At 59.2% G+C, this 20,892-nt stretch carries 20 protein-coding genes, 2 tRNA genes and 1 pseudogene; 14 read left to right on the top strand and 9 right to left on the bottom strand.

Annotated elements, in window-relative coordinates; all coding sequences use genetic code 11:
- The first annotated feature begins 3 nt into the window (after positions 1–3).
- The 4 genes from ACIPIN_RS22270 to yacG are packed head-to-tail and all read left to right on the top strand — an operon-like array spanning position 4 to position 2,913.
- Entirely contained in the window at positions 4–1,221 is a 1,218-nt protein-coding gene (locus tag ACIPIN_RS22270) for a type II secretion system F family protein (RefSeq protein ID WP_401122155.1), read from the top strand.
- A 2-nt stretch (positions 1,222–1,223) separates the two neighbouring features.
- Positions 1,224–2,096: a prepilin peptidase gene (locus ACIPIN_RS22265; RefSeq protein ID WP_401122152.1), complete on the top strand. Its 873-nt coding sequence runs from the start codon at positions 1,224–1,226 to the stop codon at positions 2,094–2,096.
- On the top strand, positions 2,093–2,716 hold the full coding sequence (gene coaE / locus ACIPIN_RS22260; RefSeq protein WP_401122150.1) for a dephospho-CoA kinase: 624 nt from the start codon (positions 2,093–2,095) through the stop codon (positions 2,714–2,716). Before ACIPIN_RS22265 ends, coaE begins: the two co-directional genes overlap by 4 nt.
- Complete coding sequence (yacG, locus tag ACIPIN_RS22255; RefSeq protein WP_401122148.1) at positions 2,713–2,913, top strand: DNA gyrase inhibitor YacG; 201 nt, start codon at positions 2,713–2,715, stop codon at positions 2,911–2,913. Before coaE ends, yacG begins: the two co-directional genes overlap by 4 nt.
- 9 nt (positions 2,914–2,922) lie before the next feature.
- On the opposite strand, the gene ACIPIN_RS22250 is transcribed toward yacG, so the two are convergent.
- Together ACIPIN_RS22250 and ACIPIN_RS22245 are read right to left on the bottom strand one after the other, a co-directional pair.
- The gene (locus ACIPIN_RS22250) at positions 2,923–3,138 is read right to left on the bottom strand and encodes a hypothetical protein (RefSeq protein ID WP_401122145.1); all 216 of its coding nucleotides are present in this window, start codon (positions 3,136–3,138) and stop codon (positions 2,923–2,925) included.
- Positions 3,139–3,201: 63 nt separating this feature from the next.
- Complete coding sequence (locus ACIPIN_RS22245) at positions 3,202–3,888, bottom strand: energy-coupling factor ABC transporter permease (protein ID WP_401122143.1); 687 nt, start codon at positions 3,886–3,888, stop codon at positions 3,202–3,204.
- 261 nt (positions 3,889–4,149) lie between these two features.
- Here ACIPIN_RS22245 and ACIPIN_RS22240 point away from each other — a divergent pair, with 261 nt between their 5' ends.
- From ACIPIN_RS22240 to ACIPIN_RS22215, 6 genes are all read left to right on the top strand, one after another.
- Positions 4,150–4,965, top strand: a complete 816-nt coding sequence (locus ACIPIN_RS22240; RefSeq protein ID WP_401122141.1) for a transporter substrate-binding domain-containing protein — start codon at positions 4,150–4,152, stop codon at positions 4,963–4,965.
- A 76-nt stretch (positions 4,966–5,041) separates the two neighbouring features.
- The gene (locus tag ACIPIN_RS22235; protein WP_401122139.1) at positions 5,042–6,334 is read left to right on the top strand and encodes a homoserine dehydrogenase; all 1,293 of its coding nucleotides are present in this window, start codon (positions 5,042–5,044) and stop codon (positions 6,332–6,334) included.
- A 45-nt stretch (positions 6,335–6,379) separates the two neighbouring features.
- The gene (locus tag ACIPIN_RS22230; protein ID WP_401122136.1) at positions 6,380–7,084 is read left to right on the top strand and encodes an FAD-binding oxidoreductase; all 705 of its coding nucleotides are present in this window, start codon (positions 6,380–6,382) and stop codon (positions 7,082–7,084) included.
- A 198-nt stretch (positions 7,085–7,282) separates the two neighbouring features.
- Positions 7,283–7,909, top strand: coding sequence for a DUF1780 domain-containing protein (locus ACIPIN_RS22225; protein ID WP_071553268.1), 627 nt, complete (start codon positions 7,283–7,285; stop codon positions 7,907–7,909).
- Positions 7,910–8,012: 103 nt separating this feature from the next.
- Positions 8,013–8,186 (top strand): DUF3094 family protein, encoded by a 174-nt coding sequence (locus ACIPIN_RS22220; RefSeq protein ID WP_401122134.1) that lies wholly within the window; start codon positions 8,013–8,015, stop codon positions 8,184–8,186.
- 60 nt (positions 8,187–8,246) lie between these two features.
- On the top strand, positions 8,247–9,545 hold the full coding sequence (locus ACIPIN_RS22215) for an NAD(P)/FAD-dependent oxidoreductase (RefSeq protein ID WP_401122132.1): 1,299 nt from the start codon (positions 8,247–8,249) through the stop codon (positions 9,543–9,545).
- A 154-nt stretch (positions 9,546–9,699) separates the two neighbouring features.
- Here the strand turns inward: ACIPIN_RS22215 and ACIPIN_RS22210 are convergent, their stop codons facing one another.
- The 7 genes and pseudogenes from ACIPIN_RS22210 to rluD all read right to left on the bottom strand — a co-directional run bounded on the left by ACIPIN_RS22210 (position 9,700) and on the right by rluD (position 16,325).
- A complete protein-coding gene (locus ACIPIN_RS22210; RefSeq protein WP_401122248.1) occupies positions 9,700–10,563 on the bottom strand; it encodes a methyl-accepting chemotaxis protein in 864 nt (287 codons plus the stop codon).
- Positions 10,555–11,325, bottom strand: a pseudogene (locus ACIPIN_RS22205) (MCP four helix bundle domain-containing protein); the annotation flags it as partial. The pseudogene ACIPIN_RS22205 and the gene ACIPIN_RS22210, both read right to left, overlap by 9 nt.
- A gap of 162 nt (positions 11,326–11,487) precedes the next feature.
- Positions 11,488–11,564, bottom strand: a tRNA-Pro gene (locus ACIPIN_RS22200).
- 9 nt (positions 11,565–11,573) lie between these two features.
- Positions 11,574–11,649: transfer RNA gene (locus ACIPIN_RS22195), tRNA-Asn, on the bottom strand.
- A gap of 296 nt (positions 11,650–11,945) precedes the next feature.
- Positions 11,946–14,510 carry an ATP-dependent chaperone ClpB gene (gene clpB / locus ACIPIN_RS22190; RefSeq protein ID WP_123423613.1) on the bottom strand — a complete coding sequence of 855 codons (2,565 nt, stop codon included), beginning with the start codon at positions 14,508–14,510 and terminating at the stop codon, positions 11,946–11,948.
- 130 nt (positions 14,511–14,640) lie between these two features.
- The gene (pgeF, locus tag ACIPIN_RS22185; RefSeq protein ID WP_401122129.1) at positions 14,641–15,366 is read right to left on the bottom strand and encodes a peptidoglycan editing factor PgeF; all 726 of its coding nucleotides are present in this window, start codon (positions 15,364–15,366) and stop codon (positions 14,641–14,643) included.
- Entirely contained in the window at positions 15,363–16,325 is a 963-nt protein-coding gene (rluD, locus tag ACIPIN_RS22180) for a 23S rRNA pseudouridine(1911/1915/1917) synthase RluD (protein ID WP_123423611.1), read from the bottom strand. The genes pgeF and rluD overlap by 4 nt, the downstream gene beginning before the upstream one ends.
- A gap of 151 nt (positions 16,326–16,476) precedes the next feature.
- Here rluD and ACIPIN_RS22175 point away from each other — a divergent pair, with 151 nt between their 5' ends.
- From ACIPIN_RS22175 to ACIPIN_RS22160, 4 genes are all read left to right on the top strand, one after another.
- Positions 16,477–17,493 carry an outer membrane protein assembly factor BamD gene (locus tag ACIPIN_RS22175; protein WP_401122127.1) on the top strand — a complete coding sequence of 339 codons (1,017 nt, stop codon included), beginning with the start codon at positions 16,477–16,479 and terminating at the stop codon, positions 17,491–17,493.
- Between the two features lie 126 nt (positions 17,494–17,619).
- Positions 17,620–17,853 carry a PP0621 family protein gene (locus tag ACIPIN_RS22170; protein ID WP_401122125.1) on the top strand — a complete coding sequence of 78 codons (234 nt, stop codon included), beginning with the start codon at positions 17,620–17,622 and terminating at the stop codon, positions 17,851–17,853.
- Complete coding sequence (locus tag ACIPIN_RS22165) at positions 17,843–19,432, top strand: sensor histidine kinase (RefSeq protein WP_401122122.1); 1,590 nt, start codon at positions 17,843–17,845, stop codon at positions 19,430–19,432. Before ACIPIN_RS22170 ends, ACIPIN_RS22165 begins: the two co-directional genes overlap by 11 nt.
- Positions 19,429–20,775, top strand: coding sequence for a sigma-54-dependent transcriptional regulator (locus tag ACIPIN_RS22160; RefSeq protein ID WP_401122119.1), 1,347 nt, complete (start codon positions 19,429–19,431; stop codon positions 20,773–20,775). The genes ACIPIN_RS22165 and ACIPIN_RS22160 overlap by 4 nt, the downstream gene beginning before the upstream one ends.
- Positions 20,776–20,892: the final 117 nt, after the last annotated feature.

Below are 20,892 nucleotides of genomic sequence, written 5' to 3'. Positions count from 1 at the left end.
GTCATGGCGGTCAAAGCAATCAAGGTCAGCGTCTACGCCTGGGAAGGCACCGACAAGAAAGGCAGCAAAATAACCGGCGAGCTGAGTGGTCATAACCCGGCCTTGATCAAGGCGCAGCTACGCAAACAAGGCATCAACCCCGGCAAGGTACGGAAAAAAACCACTTCGCTGTTCGGTGTCGGCAAACGTATCAAGGCGCTGGACATTGCCCTCTTCACCCGGCAAATGGCGACCATGATGAAAGCCGGAGTGCCGCTGCTGCAGTCGTTCGACATCATCGGCGAGGGCTTCGACAACCCGAACATGCGCAAGCTGGTGGACGAGGTGAAACAGGAAGTCGCCGCTGGCAACAGCTTCGCCACCGCGCTGCGTAAAAAGCCGCAGTACTTCGATGAGCTCTATTGCAATCTGGTCGACGCGGGCGAGCAGGCCGGCGCTCTCGACACACTGCTGGAGCGGATTGCGACCTACAAGGAAAAAAGCGAAAGCCTCAAGGCCAAGATCAAAAAAGCCATGACGTATCCGCTGGCCGTGGTCTTTGTCGCGCTCATCGTCACCGGCATTCTGCTGGTCAAAGTGGTCCCGCAATTTCAGTCGGTGTTTTCCGGATTTGGTGCAGAACTCCCGGCCTTCACGCTGATGGTGATAGGTCTGTCCGAGTTCATGCAGGCATGGTGGTGGCTGTTGCTGGGCGGCCTGATCGTCGGGTATCTGGGCTTTCGCCACGCCCTCAAACGCTCACAACGCTTTCGCGACTGGCTGGACACTCAACTGCTGAAACTGCCGATAGTCGGCACACTGCTCTACAAATCGGCGGTGGCCCGTTATGCCCGCACGCTGTCGACCACCTTCGCCGCTGGCGTGCCCTTGGTCGAAGCCCTGGATTCGGTAGCGGGCGCCACGGGCAATATCGTGTTCAAACGGGCGGTCTTGCGCATCAAGCAAGATGTCTCCACCGGCATGCAGTTGAACTTCTCGATGCGCACCAGCGGGGTATTCCCCAACATGGCGATTCAAATGACCGCCATCGGCGAGGAATCCGGCACACTGGACGACATGTTAGACAAGGTTGCGACCTACTATGAAGCTGAAGTCGACAATATGGTCGACAACCTCACCAGCCTGTTGGAACCGTTCATCATGGTGGTGCTCGGTGTCATTGTCGGCGGGCTGGTGGTTGCCATGTACCTGCCCATTTTCCAACTCGGCACAGCGATCTGAACATGCCCTTGAGTGAATTTATGGCCGGTTACCCACTGGCGTTTGTTATCACCGCGCTAGTGCTCGGGCTGGTGATCGGCAGTTTTCTCAACGTGGTGGTCTGGCGCCTGCCGAAAATGCTTGAGCGCGACTGGCAGCAACAAGCCCAGGACATATTGGGTTTGCCGAGCGAAGCACCGGGCCCGACCTACAACCTGATACTGCCGCACTCGCAGTGCCCGCATTGTGCTCATCGAATCCGCGCCTGGGAAAATATTCCGCTGTTCAGTTATCTGGCACTGCGCGGCCGATGCTCAAGTTGCAAAGCGCCGATCAGCGTCCGCTACCCTTTGACCGAACTGGCCTGCGGCGTGCTGTCGGCGTTTGTCGCCTGGCACTTCGGCTTCGGCTGGCAGGCGGCGTGGGTGCTGGTCTTGAGTTGGGGGTTGCTGGCGATGTGTCTGATCGACACCGACCACCAATTGCTGCCGGATGTGCTGGTGTTGCCGTTGTTGTGGCTGGGGTTGATCGTCAACAGCTTCGAGCTCTTCGTATCCTTGCATGAGGCGATGTGGGGCGCGGTGGCCGGCTACCTGCTGCTGTGGTCGGTGTATTGGCTGTTCAAACTGATGACCGGCAAGGAAGGTATCGGTCACGGTGACTTCAAGCTCCTGGCGCTGCTCGGTGCCTGGGGCGGTTGGCAGATTCTGCCGCTGACGGTCCTGCTTTCATCGCTGGTGGGCGCCGTGGGGGGAGTGATTTTGCTGCGCCTGAAAGAGGCCAAAACCTCGACGCCGATCCCCTTCGGACCGTATCTGGCAATTGCCGGCTGGATTGCCTTGCTCTGGGGTGGTCAAATAACCGACTTCTATTGGCAGTTTGTCGGTTTCAAATGAATACCCCTGTGGAAAAACCCTGGATTCTCGGCCTGACCGGTGGCATCGGCAGCGGCAAAAGCGCGGCTGCCCGGCATTTCATCGATCTGGGTGTGCATGCGGTGGATGCCGATCATGCCGCGCGCTGGGTGGTCGAACCCGGTCGCCCGGCGCTGGCACAGATTGCCGAGCACTTCGGTGCCGACGTACTGCAAGCCGACGGCCAATTGGATCGCGCTGCACTGCGTAAACTGATCTTTGAAGTACCCGAGGAACGCCGCTGGCTCGAAGCGTTGCTGCATCCGTTGATCGCTCAGGAAATCGCCGCTCACCTGGCACGCGCACAATCACCTTATGCAATTCTGGTGTCGCCGCTGTTGATCGAGTCCGGGCAGTACGCCATGACCCAACGAGTGCTGGTGATCGATGCGCCAGAACACTTACAGATTGAACGAACCTTGCAGCGCGACCAGACCAGCGAACAGCAGGTTCAGGCGATCCTCAAGGCCCAATCCAGCCGTCAGGACCGCATCAGCCATGCCGACGATGTGGTGGTCAACGACCGCGACCTCGCCTGGCTGCACAGCGAAGTCGAACGCCTGCATCACTTTTACCTTACTTTGCGTGGAGGCCAGTCATGAGCCAACCCCCTGTCGTCGAATGTCCAACCTGCGGCGCCCCAGTTGAATGGAGCGAGGCCAGCACCTTCCGGCCATTTTGCTCGGACCGTTGCAAACTGATCGATCTGGGCGCCTGGGCGTCGGAAGAACACAAGATTCCGGTCAGCCCGGACGCTGAAGATGATCTGTTTTCAGAAGACTTCGACCCGCGTCACTGATCCCCACCATCAGGGCCGCATGAACCCGTAGTCCTGGCCGTCATCGAGATTCTCCGCCAGAAACTGCAACTCATCGGCCAGATCCTCGACACTGCGTACGTCCTTGCTCTGCTGCACCACCGCACTGAGCAAGGCGCGCAGGGTCAAACCCGGTTCAAACCCAGCTTCCTGCGCCGATTCCAGACTGTTGCGCAACTCCTGCCTTGCCCATTCGTAAATGCTCATGCCGCTGCTCCCGAAGATTTTTCAGAGCATGGGATCGCAGGCGATTTGAGCATTTGATATGGATCAAGGCTTATCGTCGTCCTTCCACGGCGCCGACAAATAACGGGTCCGATTGAACGTTTCCAGCCAATCCGGGCAGAACACCACCAACGCGCTGATCACCATACCGTTGATAAACGCCTCGGGAAAAATGATCAGCCACAGGTAACCGACAAAATCCTCCAGCCACTCCGGCATCGCAAAACGCTCGTCGAACCACAGCAACCCCAGCCCCACCAGCAGGCAGAGCAACGCCGAGAGCCCGGCGGCAAAAAAGCCCGAGCAAAAAATATACACAAAGGGATTACGCGGTTGCGCTCGCTCCACCAGGATCGCGCAGCATTCGGTGACCAGCACCGGTAACAGAATCAGCAACGTGCCATTGACCCCCATCGCGACCAAGTCCTGACGCCCGAGCAGCACCAGCCCCACCTGCGCAACCAGCCCGCCGACAATCGCCAGCGGCCAGTCCAGAAGCAACGTCACCGCTGTCATGCCGATAATGTGGTAGGAGACGCCGGTATCGAAGTCCCGTCGCACCAGCCAGAGCATGAACAGCGCGAACACGGTGCCAAACAGCAAATGCTGACGTCGACTGTCGGTAAACAGCTCCACCCACGGCGCACGCGCAATCGCCCAGATCAACACCGGCAGGTAAATCAGCCAGCCGACGGTCAGGGTTTCCGGCGACAGCAACCCGGCGCCGATCATGAGGGTAAATCCTTTAATTGCACCGCAGACTCCTTGATTGCAGCCCCTTGCCCAGGAGTCTACACCGACGCCAACATTGCTCCACTCAATGCAAAGCTCTTTCAGCGTGTCGCATTTGATATTGAAGAATAAAGTCTGTCGCGCGTATGACGGGTGTAGGTCCCTATTCGGTGGGTAGAACGTGTGGCGAGCGTGTTGCAGCGCGACATCCCAGTATTGAAACAGGCAACAAGCGACCCTCAGTCGCTACCGGGAAGCGTTATGCCGACACTCTCTGTTCTTGAGAAAATCCGCAAAGAAGGCGTGATCCGCGTCGGTATTCAGCGGCACACACCGCCGTTTTCGTATTGCACCCAAACCTCGTTCGCGCCGCTGGGCTATTCGGTTGACCTGTTCCGCCAGGTCATGGCCGGCATTGGCCGCCGACATGGCATCGACAGCTGTGAAATTCGTGCGGTTGAAGTGACGTCCTCAACACGTCTGGCACTGCTGGAAGACGGCACCATCGACGTCGAATGTGGCTCCACCACGATCACACCAGAACGGAAAAACAGTAACCGCTTCAGCCGACCGATCTTCTTCACGGCGCACCGGATTCTGGTCAAGAACGCCGTGCTGAGCAGCGCCGGCAAACCCAAGGGGCCGATGACGGTCGTCGGCATACAAGGATCGACCAGCCACGCAGCGCTGATGGAGTGGCCTGGCGCCGATGTCGACTATCGATTCTGCGGCAGTGCAAACATCGCATCGGCTTTCGAACGCTTTTGCCAGGATGAGCAGGTCGATGCCATGGTGGCTGATGAGGTCATCCTCAAGGCCCTGACGCTCAACGCGGCGATTGCCGATGTGCAATTGCTGCCACATCGCATCGGTGGTGAACCCTACGGCTTCATGATTCGCCTGGGCGACGCGACGTTCCAGGCTGAGGTTGACGTCGAGCTGGAGCGGCTCATGGCTGAGCGTGCATTTGAAACCACCTACGCCACTTGGTTTACCGGGCAGCTTCCAGGCATGGGGTTCGACCTGGATATTCCCCTGACCGGCGAAATGCGTGAGCGGCTTAACGCCGTGCAATGAATCCATTGCTCAACAACACCCGGATGTTGTGGTTGAGTAGCAGAACAAAAAAGTCTTCGAACAGAGTGAGTCAGTCATGAAAATAGGTGTATTGGGATTCGGCAACGTCGCCTCGGCGACGGTACAGAAGTTCATGTCGAATCGGGACTTGATCGCGTCCAAGACCGACGCGCAACTGGAGATCGTCAAGGTCGCCACCCGCACCGCGGCGCGCGCCGAAGGGCATGTACCCGAAGGCTGCGAGATCGTCACGGACTGCTGGGCGGTGGTCGACGATCCCGCCATCGATGTCGTCATAGAGCTCATTGGTGGCACGGGTATCGCCAAAGATCTGGTGATGCGTGCGATTGCCAACAAGAAGCACATCATCACGGCCAACAAGGCCCTGCTGGCCCATCATGGTGAAGCCATCTTCGAGCTCGCCGATCGAATGGGAGTGTGCGTACTGTTCGAAGGCGCCGTGGCAGTCTCTATCCCGATCATCAAAACGCTGAAGGAGTCGGTGGCCGCCAACCGGGTCACCTCGCTCATCGGCATCCTCAACGGCACCTCGAACTACATCCTGTCGCAAATGAGCCAGCATGGCGCGTCGTTCGACGAGGCGCTGGCCCAGGCTCAGCAGAAAGGTTACGCCGAAGCGGATCCGACCCTCGATGTGAATGGCGAAGACGCAGCGCACAAAATCACCTTGCTCAGTTCGCTGGCTTTTGGTGTGCCGGTCAATTTTGCGGCGGTGGACTTCAAAGGCGTCACCGAGGTTGAAGCGGTCGACATAGCGGCGGCGGCCCGACTCGGTTATCAGCTCAAACTCATTGCCCAGACCCAACTGCAAGGCGATGAAGTGTGGGTGTCGGTGGCCCCGACGCTGGTGCCGAACGCGTCCATGCTGGCACATGTCAACGGTTCCATGAACGGCATCGCGCTGACTGGTGACCTGTTCGGTTCAGCCTTCCTCTACGGGTCCGGTGCCGGTGGCGTACAGACCGCGAGTGCGGTGCTTGCCGACTTGATCGATCTTGCTCAAGGCTCACGGGGTGACCACTACGTGGGCCTGCCGAACATGGGCTTCAAACGAAACGCGATCAAGGCCAGGCCGTACCTTGCTGCCGACGCCAGGCAGAGCCGCTTCTACTTCAGGATGAAGGTAGAAGACAAAGTGGGTGTGCTGGCCGAGGTCAGTTCAATATTTGCCAGCGCCGACGTTTCGGTCAGCGCCATATTCCAGGACGAAGGCGAGGGCGATCTGACTGACATCATCATCACCACCCACAGCATCACAACGGGCCAGGTACAGGAGGTGCTGTCTGCGTTGCAGGGTTCAGCCGCTTCAGGCCATGGGATCGTTATCTATCCGGCGCTGGACGAATAAACCTCAGCCAATAAACCAACTGGAACCCATAGAGCGGAGCCTCACTTGAACGGACTCATTGCGTGCCAGATTCAGGACGTCAACCGACTGGCCACCGACATCCTCGGCATCACGCTGGCACTGGATACCGACAGCTTTTCCTATCGTCCAGGCCAGTACATTGACCTGGTCCTGGCCGATGGGGCACGGCGAAGTTTTTCCATTGCCAGCGGCACCTGCACGTCAAAAACTATCGACGTGCATGTCCGGGAAGTCACGAGCAGTCAGTTCATCGCCAATGTGCTGGAAACCCGAGGCAAGCCTGGCTGCCTGGCCATTGCCGGCCCTTTTGGGGAACTCTACTACCGTGGTGCACCCGAAGTACCTGGCTCGGCGATCATTCTGATGGCCTCGGGGACCGGGTTCAGTTCAATCAAGGCGATCATGGAGGCCCTGCTTGAATCCGGTTCGCAACATCCGATATACCTCTACTGGGGCGGTCGCTGTGGTGCCGATCTCTACCTGAGGACGTGGGTGGAGCAGGTCATGAAGGCGATGCCCGGCCTGTCGTTCATTCCTGTGCTGAGTGCTCCGGAGCCGCAGGACCGGTGGACCGGGCGTAGCGGAAACGTGCATCAGGCGGTCATGGCTGACTTTCCGGATATGCGCAATTGCCACATCTACGCCTGCGGCGCCCCCATTGTCGTCGAGTCCGCTCGCAGGGACTTCAGCGACCTCTGCGGCCTACCAAAGTCGCAATTCGTCGCATAGAGTGCAATCTTCATCCTCCTGGATCATCACGATCCAGGATAACGTTTTGCCCTCTTGTGTTCCGAAAACCAGGAATGCATCGAATCCGTTGATTTCCAGGTCGTCAACTCGCCAAAAACGCCCCCAAACGCGACAGACTTTATTCTTCTGCGACAGACTTTATTTTTTTGTATCACATTTGGGCGCTAAGCTTGGCCTATGGATGACTCAGATTATTTGCGCCTGCTGACCATCGCGGCCGAGCAAGCCAATGCGTTCTTGTCCAATGCCCGCAAATGGGAGCGTGAGCGTTGGGTCTGCCAACGCCTGCTGCAAGGCTTGAACATTCCCTACCGCGTTGACGAATTCAGCCCTGCCGGGGAGCCGCCAGACGTACTGTTTCGCGAGGCGAATTTCGAGGTGTTCTTCGTGCTCGACGAAGGCCGACGGCTGAACGACGAGTGGCGCGACGAACTGCAACGCCGGCGCAGTGCTTTTTCCCTGAGCCAACTGGTGCGCCGCGAAGCCAAACCCAGGCGCATTCCAGCCAACGAATTCTTGCTGAGACTGGCGCCGACGTTGCGCAAAAAAGCGCACAACTACAAAGAACGCGGGATGGACCTGGGCGAACTGGACATCATCGCCTTCGCCAGCCTCAAGCGCGAAGTGCTCGACCTCAACAGTCATTTTCCACCGCCCACCGAATACCTGCGCCAGGGCTGGCGCTCGCTGTCACTGGTGGGCCCGACCTTCGCCCGCGTGCTGTTCGCCCACCCCGAGGCGCCGGACTTTCTGCGCGGCAACCTGGGACGCAGCATCCTCTTCGACGTCGGGATCAGCCTGTGAGCGTCGAGCCCTTCCCTGCCAGCGGCTATGCTCCGTTCACAGGGGGATAAATTCCCTGTAGCTTCTACACATTCAGCAACGTCTACCCCTGACGAGGCCCGATATGACCAGCCGCCTGAAACCCGACGACCAACAGCGTGTCGAAGAGTACCTGCAACTGTCCCAGCACCGAGTCGAGCGCCGGCCTTTCCGGCCGTGGATGCTCCTCGTGGTGGTATTGGCAGTGACGATTGGCCTGGGCCTGCTGAGCCGACTTGTGAGGTACCTGACGCTATGAGCAGCATCGCGCTCGCTCGGGTAACTGCACCGATTTCTTTTAGCCTTGCGAGATATCCCCATGACTCATCGTATTGTCATCGTTGGCGGCGGCGCCGGCGGTCTGGAGTTGGCTACCCGTCTGGGTAAGACTCTGGGCAAGCGTGGCACGGCCAGTGTGATGCTGGTCGACGCGAACCTGACGCACATCTGGAAACCGCTGTTGCATGAAGTGGCGGCAGGTTCCTTGAACTCTTCCGAAGACGAACTCAATTATGTCGCCCAGGCAAAATGGAACCACTTCGAGTTCCAGCTGGGGCGCATGAGCGGGCTCGATCGCGCGCAGAAGAAAATCCAGCTGGCCGCCACCTACGACGAAAACGGCCTGGAACTGGTGCCAGCACGCGAGGTTGCATACGACTCGCTGGTGATTTCAGTCGGCAGCACCACCAACGATTTCGGCACTCAGGGCGCGGCGCAGCACTGCCTGTTCCTCGACACCCGTAAACAGGCCGAGCGCTTCCACCAGCAATTGCTCAACCACTACCTGCGCGCCCACGCCGGGCAATCCGATGCAGTGCAACAGATCAGCGTGGCCATCGTCGGCGCGGGTGCCACTGGCGTCGAACTGGCGGCGGAACTGCACAACGCGGCCCACGAACTGGCGGCATACGGCCTGGACCGCATCCTTCCGGAAAACATGCATATCACCCTGATCGAAGCCGGCCCACGGGTGTTGCCTGCCCTGCCGGAGCGGATCGGCGGCCCCGTGCATAAAACCCTGGAAAAACTCGGGGTCAAGGTTCTGACCAACGCGGCAGTCAGTGAAGTCACCGCCGATGCGCTGATCACTGCCAGCGGCCAGGAGATCAAGGCCAGCCTGAAAGTCTGGGCGGCCGGGATTCGTGCGCCAGGTTTCCTCAAGGACATCGACGGTCTGGAAACCAACCGGATCAACCAGCTGCAAGTGCTGCCGACCCTGCAAACCACTCGCGACGAAAACATTTTCGCCTTTGGTGACTGCGCGGCCTGCCCGCAGCCGGGCACTGATCGCAACGTGCCGCCACGTGCGCAAGCCGCGCACCAACAAGCCTCGCTGCTGGCCAAATCCTTGAAACTGCGCATCGAAGGCAAGCCGCTGCCTGCGTACAAGTACACCGATTACGGCTCCCTGATCTCGCTGTCGCGTTTTTCGGCTGTGGGTAACTTGATGGGCAACCTGACTGGCAGCGTGATGCTCGAAGGTTGGCTGGCGCGGATGTTTTACGTGTCGCTGTACCGCATGCACCAGGTCGCGCTGTACGGCCCGTTCCGCACGGCGATGCTGATGTTGGGCAGCAAGATTGGCCGTGGCACTGAGCCGCGTCTGAAGCTGCACTAAAACCCGGTTCAGTGTGGGAGCGGGCTTGCTCGCGAAGGCGATGTAACAGCCAACATTGATGTTGAATGTTATGGCCTCGTCGCGAGCAAGCTCGCTCCCACAGTTGATATTTATTGCCCCGACGATCCGTGTCTCTCTGTACCTCTCCCCCCGATTACACCTGAAAGCGCCGTACCATGCCCTGCAACGCATTGGCCAGTTTCGACAGTTCGTGGCTGGAAGCGCTGGTCTGATCCGCACCCGCCGCAGAACGCACCGACAAATCACGGATGTTCACCAGATTGCGGTCCACTTCCCGCGCCACTTGCGCCTGTTCTTCGGCGGCACTGGCGATCACCAGATTACGCTCGTGAATTTCATGCACCGACGCGGTGATGGTTTGCAGGGCTTCGCCCGCCCGCTCGGCCAGTACCCGCGTACTGGCGGCACGGGAGGCACTGGCCTGCATGGACTCGAGTGCCAGGCTCGACCCGTTGCGCATGCCCTGCACCATCTGCTCGATTTCCTGGGTCGACTGCTGCGTGCGATGCGCCAACGCCCGCACTTCATCGGCCACCACCGCAAAACCTCGCCCGCTCTCCCCCGCGCGTGCGGCTTCAATCGCGGCATTTAGCGCCAACAGGTTGGTTTGCTCGGCGATGGCGCGAATCACATCCAGCACCTTGCCGATGTCCTGGGATTGGTTGGCCAGCGACTGCACCAGTTCACCGGTGTGCTGCACCTCGCCGGCCAGGGCGCTAATGGCACTGGTGGTTTCACTGACCCGCTCCTGACCCAGATGCGCCGACTCACTGGACTGGCGGGTTGCATCGGAAGTCGACACCGCATTGCGCGCGACTTCTTCCACGGCGGTGGTCATTTCGGTGACGGCGGTGGCGGCTTGTTCGATCTCGTTGTTCTGCTGCTGCAGGTTCTGGGTACTGCCGAGGGTCACCGCGTTCAACTCATCCGCCGCCGCGGCCAATTGGGTGGCCGAACCACTAATGCCTTGCAGGGTTTCGCGCAGGTTCTGCTGCATGGTCGCCAGCGCCTTGAGCAAACGGCTGACTTCGTCGTTGCCATGAGTTTCGATAGGTTGGGTCAGGTCGCCCCGCGCCACGTTTTCGGCTGCATTCAGGGCTTCGGTCAGAGGGCGCACAATGCTGCGAGTCAGCAACATGGCGAGTCCGACGGTGGCCAGAGCGGCCAGACCGATGAACAGGCTGACAATCAGGCGCGAGGTTTGGTAATGCGCTGCAGAGTTCTGGCTTTCAGTGGCGACCTGTTTGGCGAACAGCTCTGCCAGGTCATTAAGCTGCTTGCCGGAACCGTCGACCACGGTTTTCATGTCGACCAGCAGCAGCTTGGTCAGCTCGTCACGCCGACCTTGCTCGGCCAGGACGAAGGACTGGGCGATGCCCGCACGATAGGCCGCGAAGGTTTTTTTGAACTGGTCATACAACTCTTTGCCTTCGGCGGTGGTGACCAGTTTGTCGTAGGCCGCGATCTTGTCGCTCAGCTCCTTGTCGCGGGTGTCCATCTGGCTGCGGTACTGCGCAATGTTCTTCAAATCTGGATCCAGGGCCATGCGCAGGGAAATGGTACGGATGCGCAACATGATTTCGCGAATCTCGTCGCCGCCACGAATGCTTGGCAGCCATTGGTTCTCTACCGCGACCTCACTGTCGCGAATGCTCGACATCTGTCCCAGCGCGAACACACCGAGCAAGGCGACCAGCACCGCAATAAGAGCAAATCCCAACGCTGCGCGAGGAGCGATATTCAACTGACGAAGCAACATAACGAGCGCCCTTTTTCTTGTCGTGGCTTGAGTAAAGGGGCGTTACTGCGGCAGTCCCCCGTCAGCTCGTTATCGGCAGGTTGTACGATGACTTGAAGGCGACGGGGATTTTTCAACAGGCAAAAAAAATCCCCGTATCTTTCGATACGAGGATTTTTAATATGGTCGGGGTAAGGGGATTCGAACTCCTGACATCCTGCTCCCAAAGCAGGCGCGCTACCGGACTGCGCTATACCCCGGTTTGAAATTGGCTCCGTGACCAGGACTCGAACCTGGGACCCAATGATTAACAGTCATTTGCTCTACCGACTGAGCTATCACGGAACTACATATTTCAATTACAACTGTGAAGCTTGCTTCACCTCTTCGACCCGTTCGCATCGCTGCGTTCGTGTGTCTGAGGCGCGCTATTCTACAATCTTAAGCACCTCTGTCAACCCCCTAAATTGCTTTCAAGACAATGATTTGCAACTTATTTCAGATTTCTCCTTGGGGAGAAGAAACCGCTGGGGCGACTTACTGCGGGGCGCACTTTACAAGCCTTTTCCTTACAGTTCAACACCCTAAGAAAAAAAAGGCCCCGCGATGCGGGGCCTCCTCCATTACCGTGCAGCGAACGCTCAGTTGAAAACGATTTCGTCGTTCGCAACGGTGGCCGTAACGGTGGCGCCTGGCAGGAAACTGCCGGACAGAATCAGCTGTGCCAGCGGGTTTTCGATCCAGCGCTGGATTGCTCGTTTGAGCGGCCGTGCGCCATAGACCGGGTCGTAACCCACCGCAATCAACTTATCCAGCGCTTCGCTGCTCAGATTCAGTTTCAGCTCACGCTCGGCCAGACGGCTGCGCAGGCGACCCAACTGGATCTCGGTGATGCCGGCAATCTGATCACGTGCCAACGGTTCGAAGATCACCACCTCGTCGATCCGGTTGATGAACTCCGGACGGAAGTGCGTCGACACCGCATCCATCACCGCCGCACGTTGCGCTTCACGATCACCGACCAGTTCCTGGATCTGCACCGACCCAAGGTTGGACGTCATGACGATCACCGTATTACGGAAATCCACGGTACGCCCGTGACTGTCGGTCAGACGGCCATCTTCCAGCACTTGCAGCAACACATTGAACACGTCCGGGTGGGCCTTCTCGACCTCGTCCAGGAGGATCACCGAATACGGCTTGCGACGCACCGCCTCGGTCAGGTAACCGCCCTCCTCGTAGCCCACGTAGCCTGGTGGCGCCCCGATCAGCCGTGCCACGGAATGTTTCTCCATGAACTCGGACATATCAATGCGCACCATCGCCTCTTCGGTATCAAAGAGGAACTCGGCCAAGGCTTTGCACAACTCGGTTTTACCAACACCGGTCGGGCCGAGGAACATGAACGAACCGCTCGGGCGATTCGGGTCGGACAACCCGGCACGCGAACGGCGTACTGCGTTGGCCACCGCCACCACGGCTTCGTTCTGGCCGATCACGCGTTGGTGCAACAGGCTTTCCATCTTCAGCAGCTTGTCGCGCTCGCCTTCGAGCATTTTCGAGACCGGAATGCCGGTCCATTTCGACACGACTTCGGCGATTTCTTCTTCAGTCACCTTGCTGCGCAGCAACTGGTTTTCGCTCTTGCCGTGCTGATCGACCATTTGCAGGCTGCGCTCCAGGTCCGGGATCACCCCGTACTGCAATTCGGCCATGCGGTTAAGGTCGCCTTTGCGGCGGGCGGCTTCCAGCTCCTGACGGGACTGTTCGATTTTCTGCTGGATCTGAGCAGAACCCTGCACTTCGGCTTTTTCCGAATTCCAGATTTCTTCGAGGTCCGAGTACTCACGCTCGTGACGAACGATTTCTTCCTGGAGCTTTTCCAGGCGCTTTTTCGCTGCTTCGTCGTCTTCTTTCTTCAGCGCCTGGGATTCAACCTTCAGTTGAATCAAGCGCCGCTCCAGACGATCCAGCACTTCCGGCTTGGAGTCGATTTCCATGCGAATGCGGCTGGCCGCTTCATCGATCAGGTCGATGGCTTTGTCCGGCAACTGACGGTCAGTGATATAGCGATGGCTCAACTTGGCCGCCGCAATGATCGCGCCGTCGGTGATCGCCACCTTGTGGTGAACCTCGTAGCGCTCTTTCAGGCCACGCAGGATCGCGATGGTGTCTTCTTCGCTCGGCTCGTCCACCAACACTTTCTGGAAGCGCCGCTCAAGGGCCGCGTCCTTCTCTATATATTGGCGATACTCGTTGAGCGTGGTCGCGCCGACGCAATGCAACTCGCCACGGGCCAGAGCCGGTTTGAGCATGTTGCCGGCGTCCATCGAGCCTTCGCCTTTACCGGCGCCGACCATGGTGTGCAGTTCGTCGATGAACAGGATGATCTGACCTTCCTGCTTCGACAGCTCGTTGAGCAGCGATTTCAGGCGCTCTTCAAACTCGCCACGGTACTTGGCACCGGCAATCAGCGCGCCCATATCCAGCGACAGCAGGCGTTTGCCCTTCAGGCCATCCGGCACTTCGCCATTGATGATGCGCTGGGCCAGGCCTTCGGCGATCGCGGTTTTACCCACGCCAGGCTCACCGATCAGCACCGGGTTGTTTTTGGTGCGGCGTTGCAGGACCTGGATGGTCCGACGAATTTCATCGTCACGGCCGATCACCGGGTCGAGCTTGCCTTCTTCAGCGCGCTTGGTCAGGTCAATGGTGTATTTATCCAGCGCCTGACGCGACTCTTCGTGATTGGCGTCATTCACCGCCTCACCACCGCGCAGGTTATTGATCGCGTTTTCCAGGGCTTTCTTGCTGACGCCCTGACCGAGCAGCAATTTGCCGAGTTTGCTGTTCTCGTCCATGGCGGCGAGTAGCACCAGCTCGCTGGAGATGAACTGGTCACCCTTCTGCTGGGCCAGGCGATCGGCCTGGTTGAGCAGACGCGCCAGGTCCTGCGACATGTTCACATCGCCGGTGGGATTCTGGATTTTTGGCAGATGGTCGAGCTCTTTGCTCAACTCTTTGCGCAGGCTGTTGATGTCAAAACCCACTTGCATCAGCAACGGCTTGATCGAGCCGCCCTGCTGCTCAAGCAGCGCTTGCATCAGGTGCGCAGGTTCAATGCCCGGATGATCGAGGCCGACAGCCAGGGATTGAGCATCGGATAAGGCTAACTGCAATTTGCTGGTTAAACGGTCTATACGCATTGGTCACCTTCCTTTTGAGCAGGCCGGAGCGATGGACACACCTAAATAGAGAAACCTGCCAGATACCCCACTAGATGCGGTCGATTCTGGAAGATTCAAGCGCAGCAGGATTGACGCAGATCAGATAAGTCTAGCGTTCCAGCCAGACCAGGGAGGCAAACCGACCGGTGCGAGGACTGCGGCGGTAAGAATAGAAGCGAAGATCGGTCACGGTGCAGAAGCCGCCACCGTACACGGCGGTGACGCCGCATTGCGCCAGACGCAGGCGTGCCAGCAGATAGATGTCGGCCATGAACTTGCCGGCATTGTGGCTCGGGACAAAAGCCTGAGCGGCGTCAGGAAGTTGCTGGACAAAGACCTCGCGGACTTCCGGGCCGACTTCGAAGGCTTTCGGACCGATGGCCGGGCCGAGCCAGACGAGCACCTCCGCAGGGTCTACGGCCAGGCTTTCGACAGTTGCCTCAAGCACACCCGCCGCCAGACCGCGCCAGCCGGCGTGAGCGGCGGCGACGCGAGTACCGGCGCGATCACAGAACAATGCAGGCAAACAGTCGGCCGTCATTGCCGCACAGGCAATGCCCGGCGTGGCAGTCCAGCTGGCATCAGCCGTCGCCACCGTAGCCGGGTCAGCATGGGCCACGGCAATGCCGTGAACCTGTTGCAACCAGGCTGGCTGAATAGAAAAGCGATCTGTCAGGCGTCGGCGATTCTCGGCGACAGCCGCAGGGCTGTCCTCGACATGATCGCCCAGGTTGAGGCTGTCGAACGGCGCCAGGCTGACGCCGCCCGTTCGGGTGGTGACGCAGGCTTTCACCCTGGCCGGCGCGGGCCAGTCAGGAATCAGCCAGTCAATCATCCGATGAACGCCTCACGGTCTTGCTTGAGCAGCGACAGCAACCAGACGAAATCGTCCGGCAGTGGCGATTCCCAGCTCATGCGCTTACCGGTGGTCGGATGATCCAGTTCCAGGAAACGCGCATGCAGCGCCTGACGCGGGAAATGTTTCAGGGATTCGACCATGGTCACACTGGCTGCCGGTGGAATACGGAAGCGACCGCCGTAGGCAGGATCTCCGACCAACGGGAAGTTGATGTGGGCCATGTGCACGCGAATCTGGTGCGTACGACCGGTTTCCAGCTTGACCCGCACGTGTGTGTGGGAGCGGAAGCGTTCGAGCACGCGGTAGTGACTGACCGCCTGCTTGCCGCCTTCCATCACCGCCATGCGCTGACGCTGCTGGCCGTGACGACCGATCGGCGCGTTGATCTTGCCGCCGGCAGTGACCACACCGATCACGATGCATTCATAGATCCGGCTGACGCTGCGGCTCTGCAATTGCGTTACCAGTTGCGTCTGTGCCTGAATGGTCTTGGCCACCACCATCAGACCGGTGGTGTCCTTGTCCAGACGGTGCACGATACCGGCGCGCGGCACATTGATGATGTCCGGCACGTGGTGCAGCAAGGCGTTGAGCAAGGTGCCGTCGGCGTGACCGGCAGCAGGATGCACCACCAGGCCCGCAGGCTTGTTGATCACCAGGATGTCGTCATCTTCATAGACGATGTCCAGGGCGATGTCCTGAGCAATCCATTCTCCTTGAGCTTCCTGCTCGGCAGTCAGCTCAAGGATGGCGCCGCCGTGGACGATGTCTCGCGGGCGGATAACCGCTCCATCCACAGTCAGGCGGCCGTCTTTGATCCAGGCGGAAAGGCGCGAGCGCGAGTGCTCAGCGAATAATTGTGCGGCGACTTGATCGAGGCGTTGGCCGCCCAGTTCGGACGGCACCTCTGCGCGAAGTTCAATTTTATCGGACATGCTCAGACTAGGCGTCGGCTACAGCCTTTGGTTTCGGCTGCGCGCTTGTGGTTAAATACGGCGTCTTTTGCCCCGAGGCTTTCAACGGGGTACTCATCATAACAGGACGGCCCCGCCCAAGACAGCGGCCGTCATAGGGACGCAAGCCGCCATGCAAGTGAAACACCTGCTGCTGATCGCCATCCTCGCATTGACCGCTGCTTGCTCATCGAAGGAAGTCGTCGACGAAAACCTCAGCGAGGTCGAGCTGTACCAGCAGGCTCAGACCGACCTGAACAACAATAGCTATACCAGCGCCACGGCCAAGCTGAAGGCCCTGGAATCGCGTTATCCGTTCGGTCGCTACGCCGATCAGGCTCAACTCGAGCTGATTTATGCGAACTACAAGAACGCCGAGCCTGAGGCTGCCAAGTCTGCCGCCGAGCGTTTTATCCGTCTGCACCCGCAGCACCCGAACGTCGATTACGCGTACTACCTCAAGGGCCTGACCTCCTTTGACCAGGACGTCGGCCTGCTGGCGCGCTTCCTGCCGCTGGACATGACCAAGCGTGACCCGGGCGCCGCACGTGACTCCTACAACGAGTTCGCCCAACTCACCAGCCGTTACCCGAACAGCCGCTACGCGCCAGACGCCAAGCAACGCATGATTTATCTGCGTAACCTGCTGGCGTCCTACGAAATTCACGTAGCCGACTACTACCTGACCCGTCAGGCGTACGTCGCAGCCGCCAACCGTGGGCGTTATGTGGTGGAAAACTTCCAGGAAACCCCTTCGGTCGGTGACGGCCTGGCAGTGATGGTCGAGTCCTACCAGCGCCTGCACCTGGACGAGCTGGCCAACAGCAGCCTCGAAACCCTGAAGCTGAACTACCCGAAGCACCCGACCCTGGTCGACGGCCAGTTCGTGCCACGGGTAGCCGAAGCCGACAACCGTTCGTGGCTGAGCAAGGCCACCCTGGGCCTGATCGAATCCCGTCCACCGCTGCCGCCGGGCGAAACCCGCGCCAACCAGGATGTGATGAAGCAGTTCCAGGATGCCAAGGACGCGATTCCTTCCGACCTCAAGCCTAAGGAAGGCGATGCGGTTCAAGAGCAGCAGCACGAAGCGGAAGGCAACAACAGCGACCGTTCGTGGTTCAGCTACATGACCTTCGGTGTGTTCGACTGACACCCGTGAGGTACCAAAAAGGGAGACTTTCGAGTCTCCCTTTTTTATTCCCGCGTTTCATTGCGCTGTGCGCTTCTCCTGTCCTTGGCTAAACTGCCGGATTATTCATCGCAAAGCGGCCTCACCATGCTTCGTCTACTGTTCTGGATTGCCCTGATTGCTGCTGCAGTATGGTTCTGGCGCAAGTTCAAGCGCTCCGCCGAAACCTCCCATACGCCCAGCGAACTCGATGCGCCGCCCATGGTTCGTTGCGCCCATTGCGGTGTTCACCTGCCACGCGACCGCGCGCTGAGCCTTCAACAACAGTGGTATTGCAGCCAGGCTCACCTCGAGCAAGGCCCGAGCTCACGTGATCGCTGAGACCTCAAGTCCCGGCGGCAAACAGGCCCAGCGACTGCTGCGCCTCTATCATTTCTACCGTTTAAGTATCGGCATCCTTCTGGTGCTGTTGATCTCCAGCAACATGGACAACCAGTTGCTGGAGTTCGCCAACAGCGACCTGTTGCGCACTGGCAGCTGGTTGTATTTGATTCTGAATATCCTGCTGGTGGTGTTTCTGGGAAACCCCAGGCAACCCGCGCAGATCTTCAGCCTCGCGCTGGCCGACATCCTGCTGCTGTCAGTGTTGTTCTATGCCGCAGGCGGCGCACCCAGCGCCATCGGCAACCTGCTGATTGTCTCGGTAGCGATCAGCAACACCTTGCTGCGCGGACGCATCGGACTGTTGCTCGCGGCGGTCGCCACCATCAGCATCATTTCCCTGAGTTTTTACCTGAGCGGCAGCCACTCGACCGGTGCCAATTACTACCTGCAAGCCGGCACCCTCGGCGCCCTGTGCTTTGCCGCAGCGTTACTGGTGCAGGGTTTGACCCGACGAGTGGAGATCAGCGAGAACCTGGCCGAGCAACGCGCCAGCGAAGTGGTTGGCCTGGAGGCGCTTAATGCGCTGATCCTGCAACGCATGCGCACCGGCATCCTGGTACTCGATAGCGAGCGCCGGGTTCAGTTGGCCAATCACAGCGCCTTGAGCCTGTTTGGTCAGGAACGCCTCGACGGCCAGCTCATCGACGATTACTCGACAGCCCTGGTCGAGCGCCTGCAACTCTGGTTCAACAACCCGACCTTGCGCCCACAGAGCCTGAAAGTCGCCCGTACAGGCCTGGAGCTGCAACCGAGCTTCATTGCGCTGGGCCTGAACGAACAACGTCAGACTCTGGTGTTTCTCGAAGACCTTGCGCAGGTCGCGCAACAAGCCCAACAACTCAAGCTCGCAGCACTGGGCCGACTAACCGCCGGGATTGCCCATGAAATCCGCAATCCATTGGGCGCCATCAGCCATGCGGCGCAGTTGCTGAACGAGTCTGAGGAAATGATGGGCGCGGATCGGCGTCTGACGCAGATTATTCAAGACCACTCTCAACGCATGAACCGAGTGATAGAAAACGTCCTGCAGCTTTCACGCCGCCAGCAAACCGTACCCCAACGGCTCGACTTGAAGCTGTGGCTGGAACAGTTCGTGCGCACGGTGCGCGAAGGTGCCACGGATCGCCAGAAGATTCATCTGAGCACAGGTTCAGGAACCTTCACCACATTGATGGACCCTGACCAACTGACTCAGGTGCTCGATAACCTGCTGCGCAATGCCTGGCGCCACAGCGCCCTTGCGCACGAGCAGGCCGAGGTCTGGCTCACGCTTTGTCTCGACCCCGACAGCCAGCTGCCCACCCTGGATGTGCTGGACAACGGCCCCGGCGTTTCAGCGGAGCAACAAGCGCATCTGTTCGAACCGTTCTTCACCACCAGTAGCCAGGGCACTGGCCTGGGTCTCTATCTGTCCCGTGAGCTGTGCGAAAGCAACCAGGCCCGCCTAGACTTCAAACCACGCCAAGGCGGCGGCTGCTTTCGCATCACCTTTGCTCACGGACGGAAACAAAGTTGAACATCAGCCCACGACAAAAAGTCCTGATCGTCGATGACGAACCGGATATTCGCGAACTTCTGGAAATCACCCTCGGCCGAATGAAGCTCGACACGCTGAGCGCACGCACTGTCGGCGAAGCCCGAACGTTGCTGGACAAGGAACGGTTCGACCTATGCCTGACCGACATGCGCCTGCCCGACGGCACCGGCCTGGAGTTGGTGCAGCACATTCAGCTGACCCATCCACACGTGCCGGTGGCGATGATCACCGCTTATGGCAGCCTCGATACCGCCATCAACGCGCTGAAAGCCGGGGCCTTCGATTTCCTGACCAAACCAGTGGACCTGACCCGGCTGCGGGAGCTGGTGGTCAGCGCCCTGCGCCTGCCGGTCGCCGGCGGCGCTACCAGCGCCATCGAGCGCCGCCTGCTCGGCGACTCATTGCCCATGCGCAGCCTGCGCAAACAGATCGACAAACTGGCGCGCAGTCAGGCGCCGGTGTACATCAGTGGCGAGTCCGGCAGTGGCAAGGAATTGGTCGCCCGGCTGATTCATGAACAAGGTCCACGCAGCAGCCAGCCATTTGTGCCGGTGAATTGTGGGGCGATTCCGTCCGAATTGATGGAGAGCGAGTTTTTCGGTCATCGCAAAGGCAGTTTCAGCGGCGCTATCGAAGACAAACCCGGGTTGTTCCAGGCGGCCAACGGCGGCACCCTGTTTCTCGATGAAGTGGCCGACTTGCCGCTGGCGATGCAGGTCAAACTGCTGCGCGTGATTCAGGAGAAGGCTGTACGCAGCATCGGCGGACAGCAGGAAGCCATCATCGATGTGCGAATACTCTGCGCCACCCACAGGGACCTGGACGCCGAAGTAGCCGCCGGACGCTTTCGGCAGGATTTGTACTATCGGTTGAATGTGATTGAACTACGCGTCCCGCCGTTGCGCGAGCGCCGTGACGACATCGAGTTGCTGGCCAGTCATGTGCTCAAGCGTCTCGCGGCAGGCAGCGGCTTGCCGGCCGCACATCTCCATCCGCAAGCCCTCGATGCACTCAAACACTACCGTTTTCCGGGCAACGTCCGCGAGCTGGAAAACATGCTCGAACGCGCGTACACCCTTTGTGAAAACAAGCAGATCGAAGCCAGCGACCTGCGCCTGACAGACGGTAATTGCAGTGCCGAAACCGGATTGCCGGACCTGACAAAAATCGACAATCTTGAGCAGTATCTAGAGAACGTCGAGCGCAAACTGATTCTCCAGGCCCTCGAAGAAACGCGCTGGAACCGCACAGCGGCGGCCCAGCGGTTGAATCTGTCGTTTCGGTCGATGCGTTACAGGCTGAAAAAGTTAGGGCTGGATTGAGGCCTTAAAAGATCGCCGCCTACGGCAGCTCCTTGTATCTCGACTATCGCTCCGTCAGGAGCGATAGTTCTCGACTGATCATCGAGGGAGGGACCTGGAAGCCGCGCAGCTCCTTAG

Origin of the sequence: Pseudomonas sp. NPDC087697 (genome assembly GCF_044743155.1) — a bacterium.
Classification (GTDB): domain Bacteria; phylum Pseudomonadota; class Gammaproteobacteria; order Pseudomonadales; family Pseudomonadaceae; genus Aquipseudomonas.
The sequence above is the reverse complement of the archived record's forward strand: the minus strand, read 5'-3'. Positions and strand labels throughout refer to the sequence as shown.

What these genes read in the sequence shown, in the direction of transcription:
- yacG (WP_401122148.1), top strand. Translation starts at nt 2,713, where the DNA reads ATGAGCCAACCCCCTGTCGTCGAATGTCCAACCTGCGGCGCCCCAGTT.
- rluD (WP_123423611.1), bottom strand. Translation starts at nt 16,325, where the DNA reads ATGTCCGATAAAATTGAACTTCGCGCAGAGGTGCCGTCCGAACTGGGC.
- ACIPIN_RS22170 (WP_401122125.1), top strand. Translation starts at nt 17,620, where the DNA reads ATGCTTCGTCTACTGTTCTGGATTGCCCTGATTGCTGCTGCAGTATGG.
- ACIPIN_RS22210 (WP_401122248.1), bottom strand. Translation starts at nt 10,563, where the DNA reads ATGCAGCAGAACCTGCGCGAAACCCTGCAAGGCATTAGTGGTTCGGCC.
- ACIPIN_RS22270 (WP_401122155.1), top strand. Translation starts at nt 4, where the DNA reads ATGGCGGTCAAAGCAATCAAGGTCAGCGTCTACGCCTGGGAAGGCACC.
- ACIPIN_RS22225 (WP_071553268.1), top strand. Translation starts at nt 7,283, where the DNA reads ATGGATGACTCAGATTATTTGCGCCTGCTGACCATCGCGGCCGAGCAA.
- ACIPIN_RS22265 (WP_401122152.1), top strand. Translation starts at nt 1,224, where the DNA reads ATGCCCTTGAGTGAATTTATGGCCGGTTACCCACTGGCGTTTGTTATC.
- pgeF (WP_401122129.1), bottom strand. Translation starts at nt 15,366, where the DNA reads ATGATTGACTGGCTGATTCCTGACTGGCCCGCGCCGGCCAGGGTGAAA.
- ACIPIN_RS22220 (WP_401122134.1), top strand. Translation starts at nt 8,013, where the DNA reads ATGACCAGCCGCCTGAAACCCGACGACCAACAGCGTGTCGAAGAGTAC.
- ACIPIN_RS22250 (WP_401122145.1), bottom strand. Translation starts at nt 3,138, where the DNA reads ATGAGCATTTACGAATGGGCAAGGCAGGAGTTGCGCAACAGTCTGGAA.
- ACIPIN_RS22245 (WP_401122143.1), bottom strand. Translation starts at nt 3,888, where the DNA reads ATGATCGGCGCCGGGTTGCTGTCGCCGGAAACCCTGACCGTCGGCTGG.
- clpB (WP_123423613.1), bottom strand. Translation starts at nt 14,510, where the DNA reads ATGCGTATAGACCGTTTAACCAGCAAATTGCAGTTAGCCTTATCCGAT.
- ACIPIN_RS22215 (WP_401122132.1), top strand. Translation starts at nt 8,247, where the DNA reads ATGACTCATCGTATTGTCATCGTTGGCGGCGGCGCCGGCGGTCTGGAG.
- coaE (WP_401122150.1), top strand. Translation starts at nt 2,093, where the DNA reads ATGAATACCCCTGTGGAAAAACCCTGGATTCTCGGCCTGACCGGTGGC.
- ACIPIN_RS22240 (WP_401122141.1), top strand. Translation starts at nt 4,150, where the DNA reads ATGCCGACACTCTCTGTTCTTGAGAAAATCCGCAAAGAAGGCGTGATC.
- ACIPIN_RS22175 (WP_401122127.1), top strand. Translation starts at nt 16,477, where the DNA reads ATGCAAGTGAAACACCTGCTGCTGATCGCCATCCTCGCATTGACCGCT.
- ACIPIN_RS22235 (WP_401122139.1), top strand. Translation starts at nt 5,042, where the DNA reads ATGAAAATAGGTGTATTGGGATTCGGCAACGTCGCCTCGGCGACGGTA.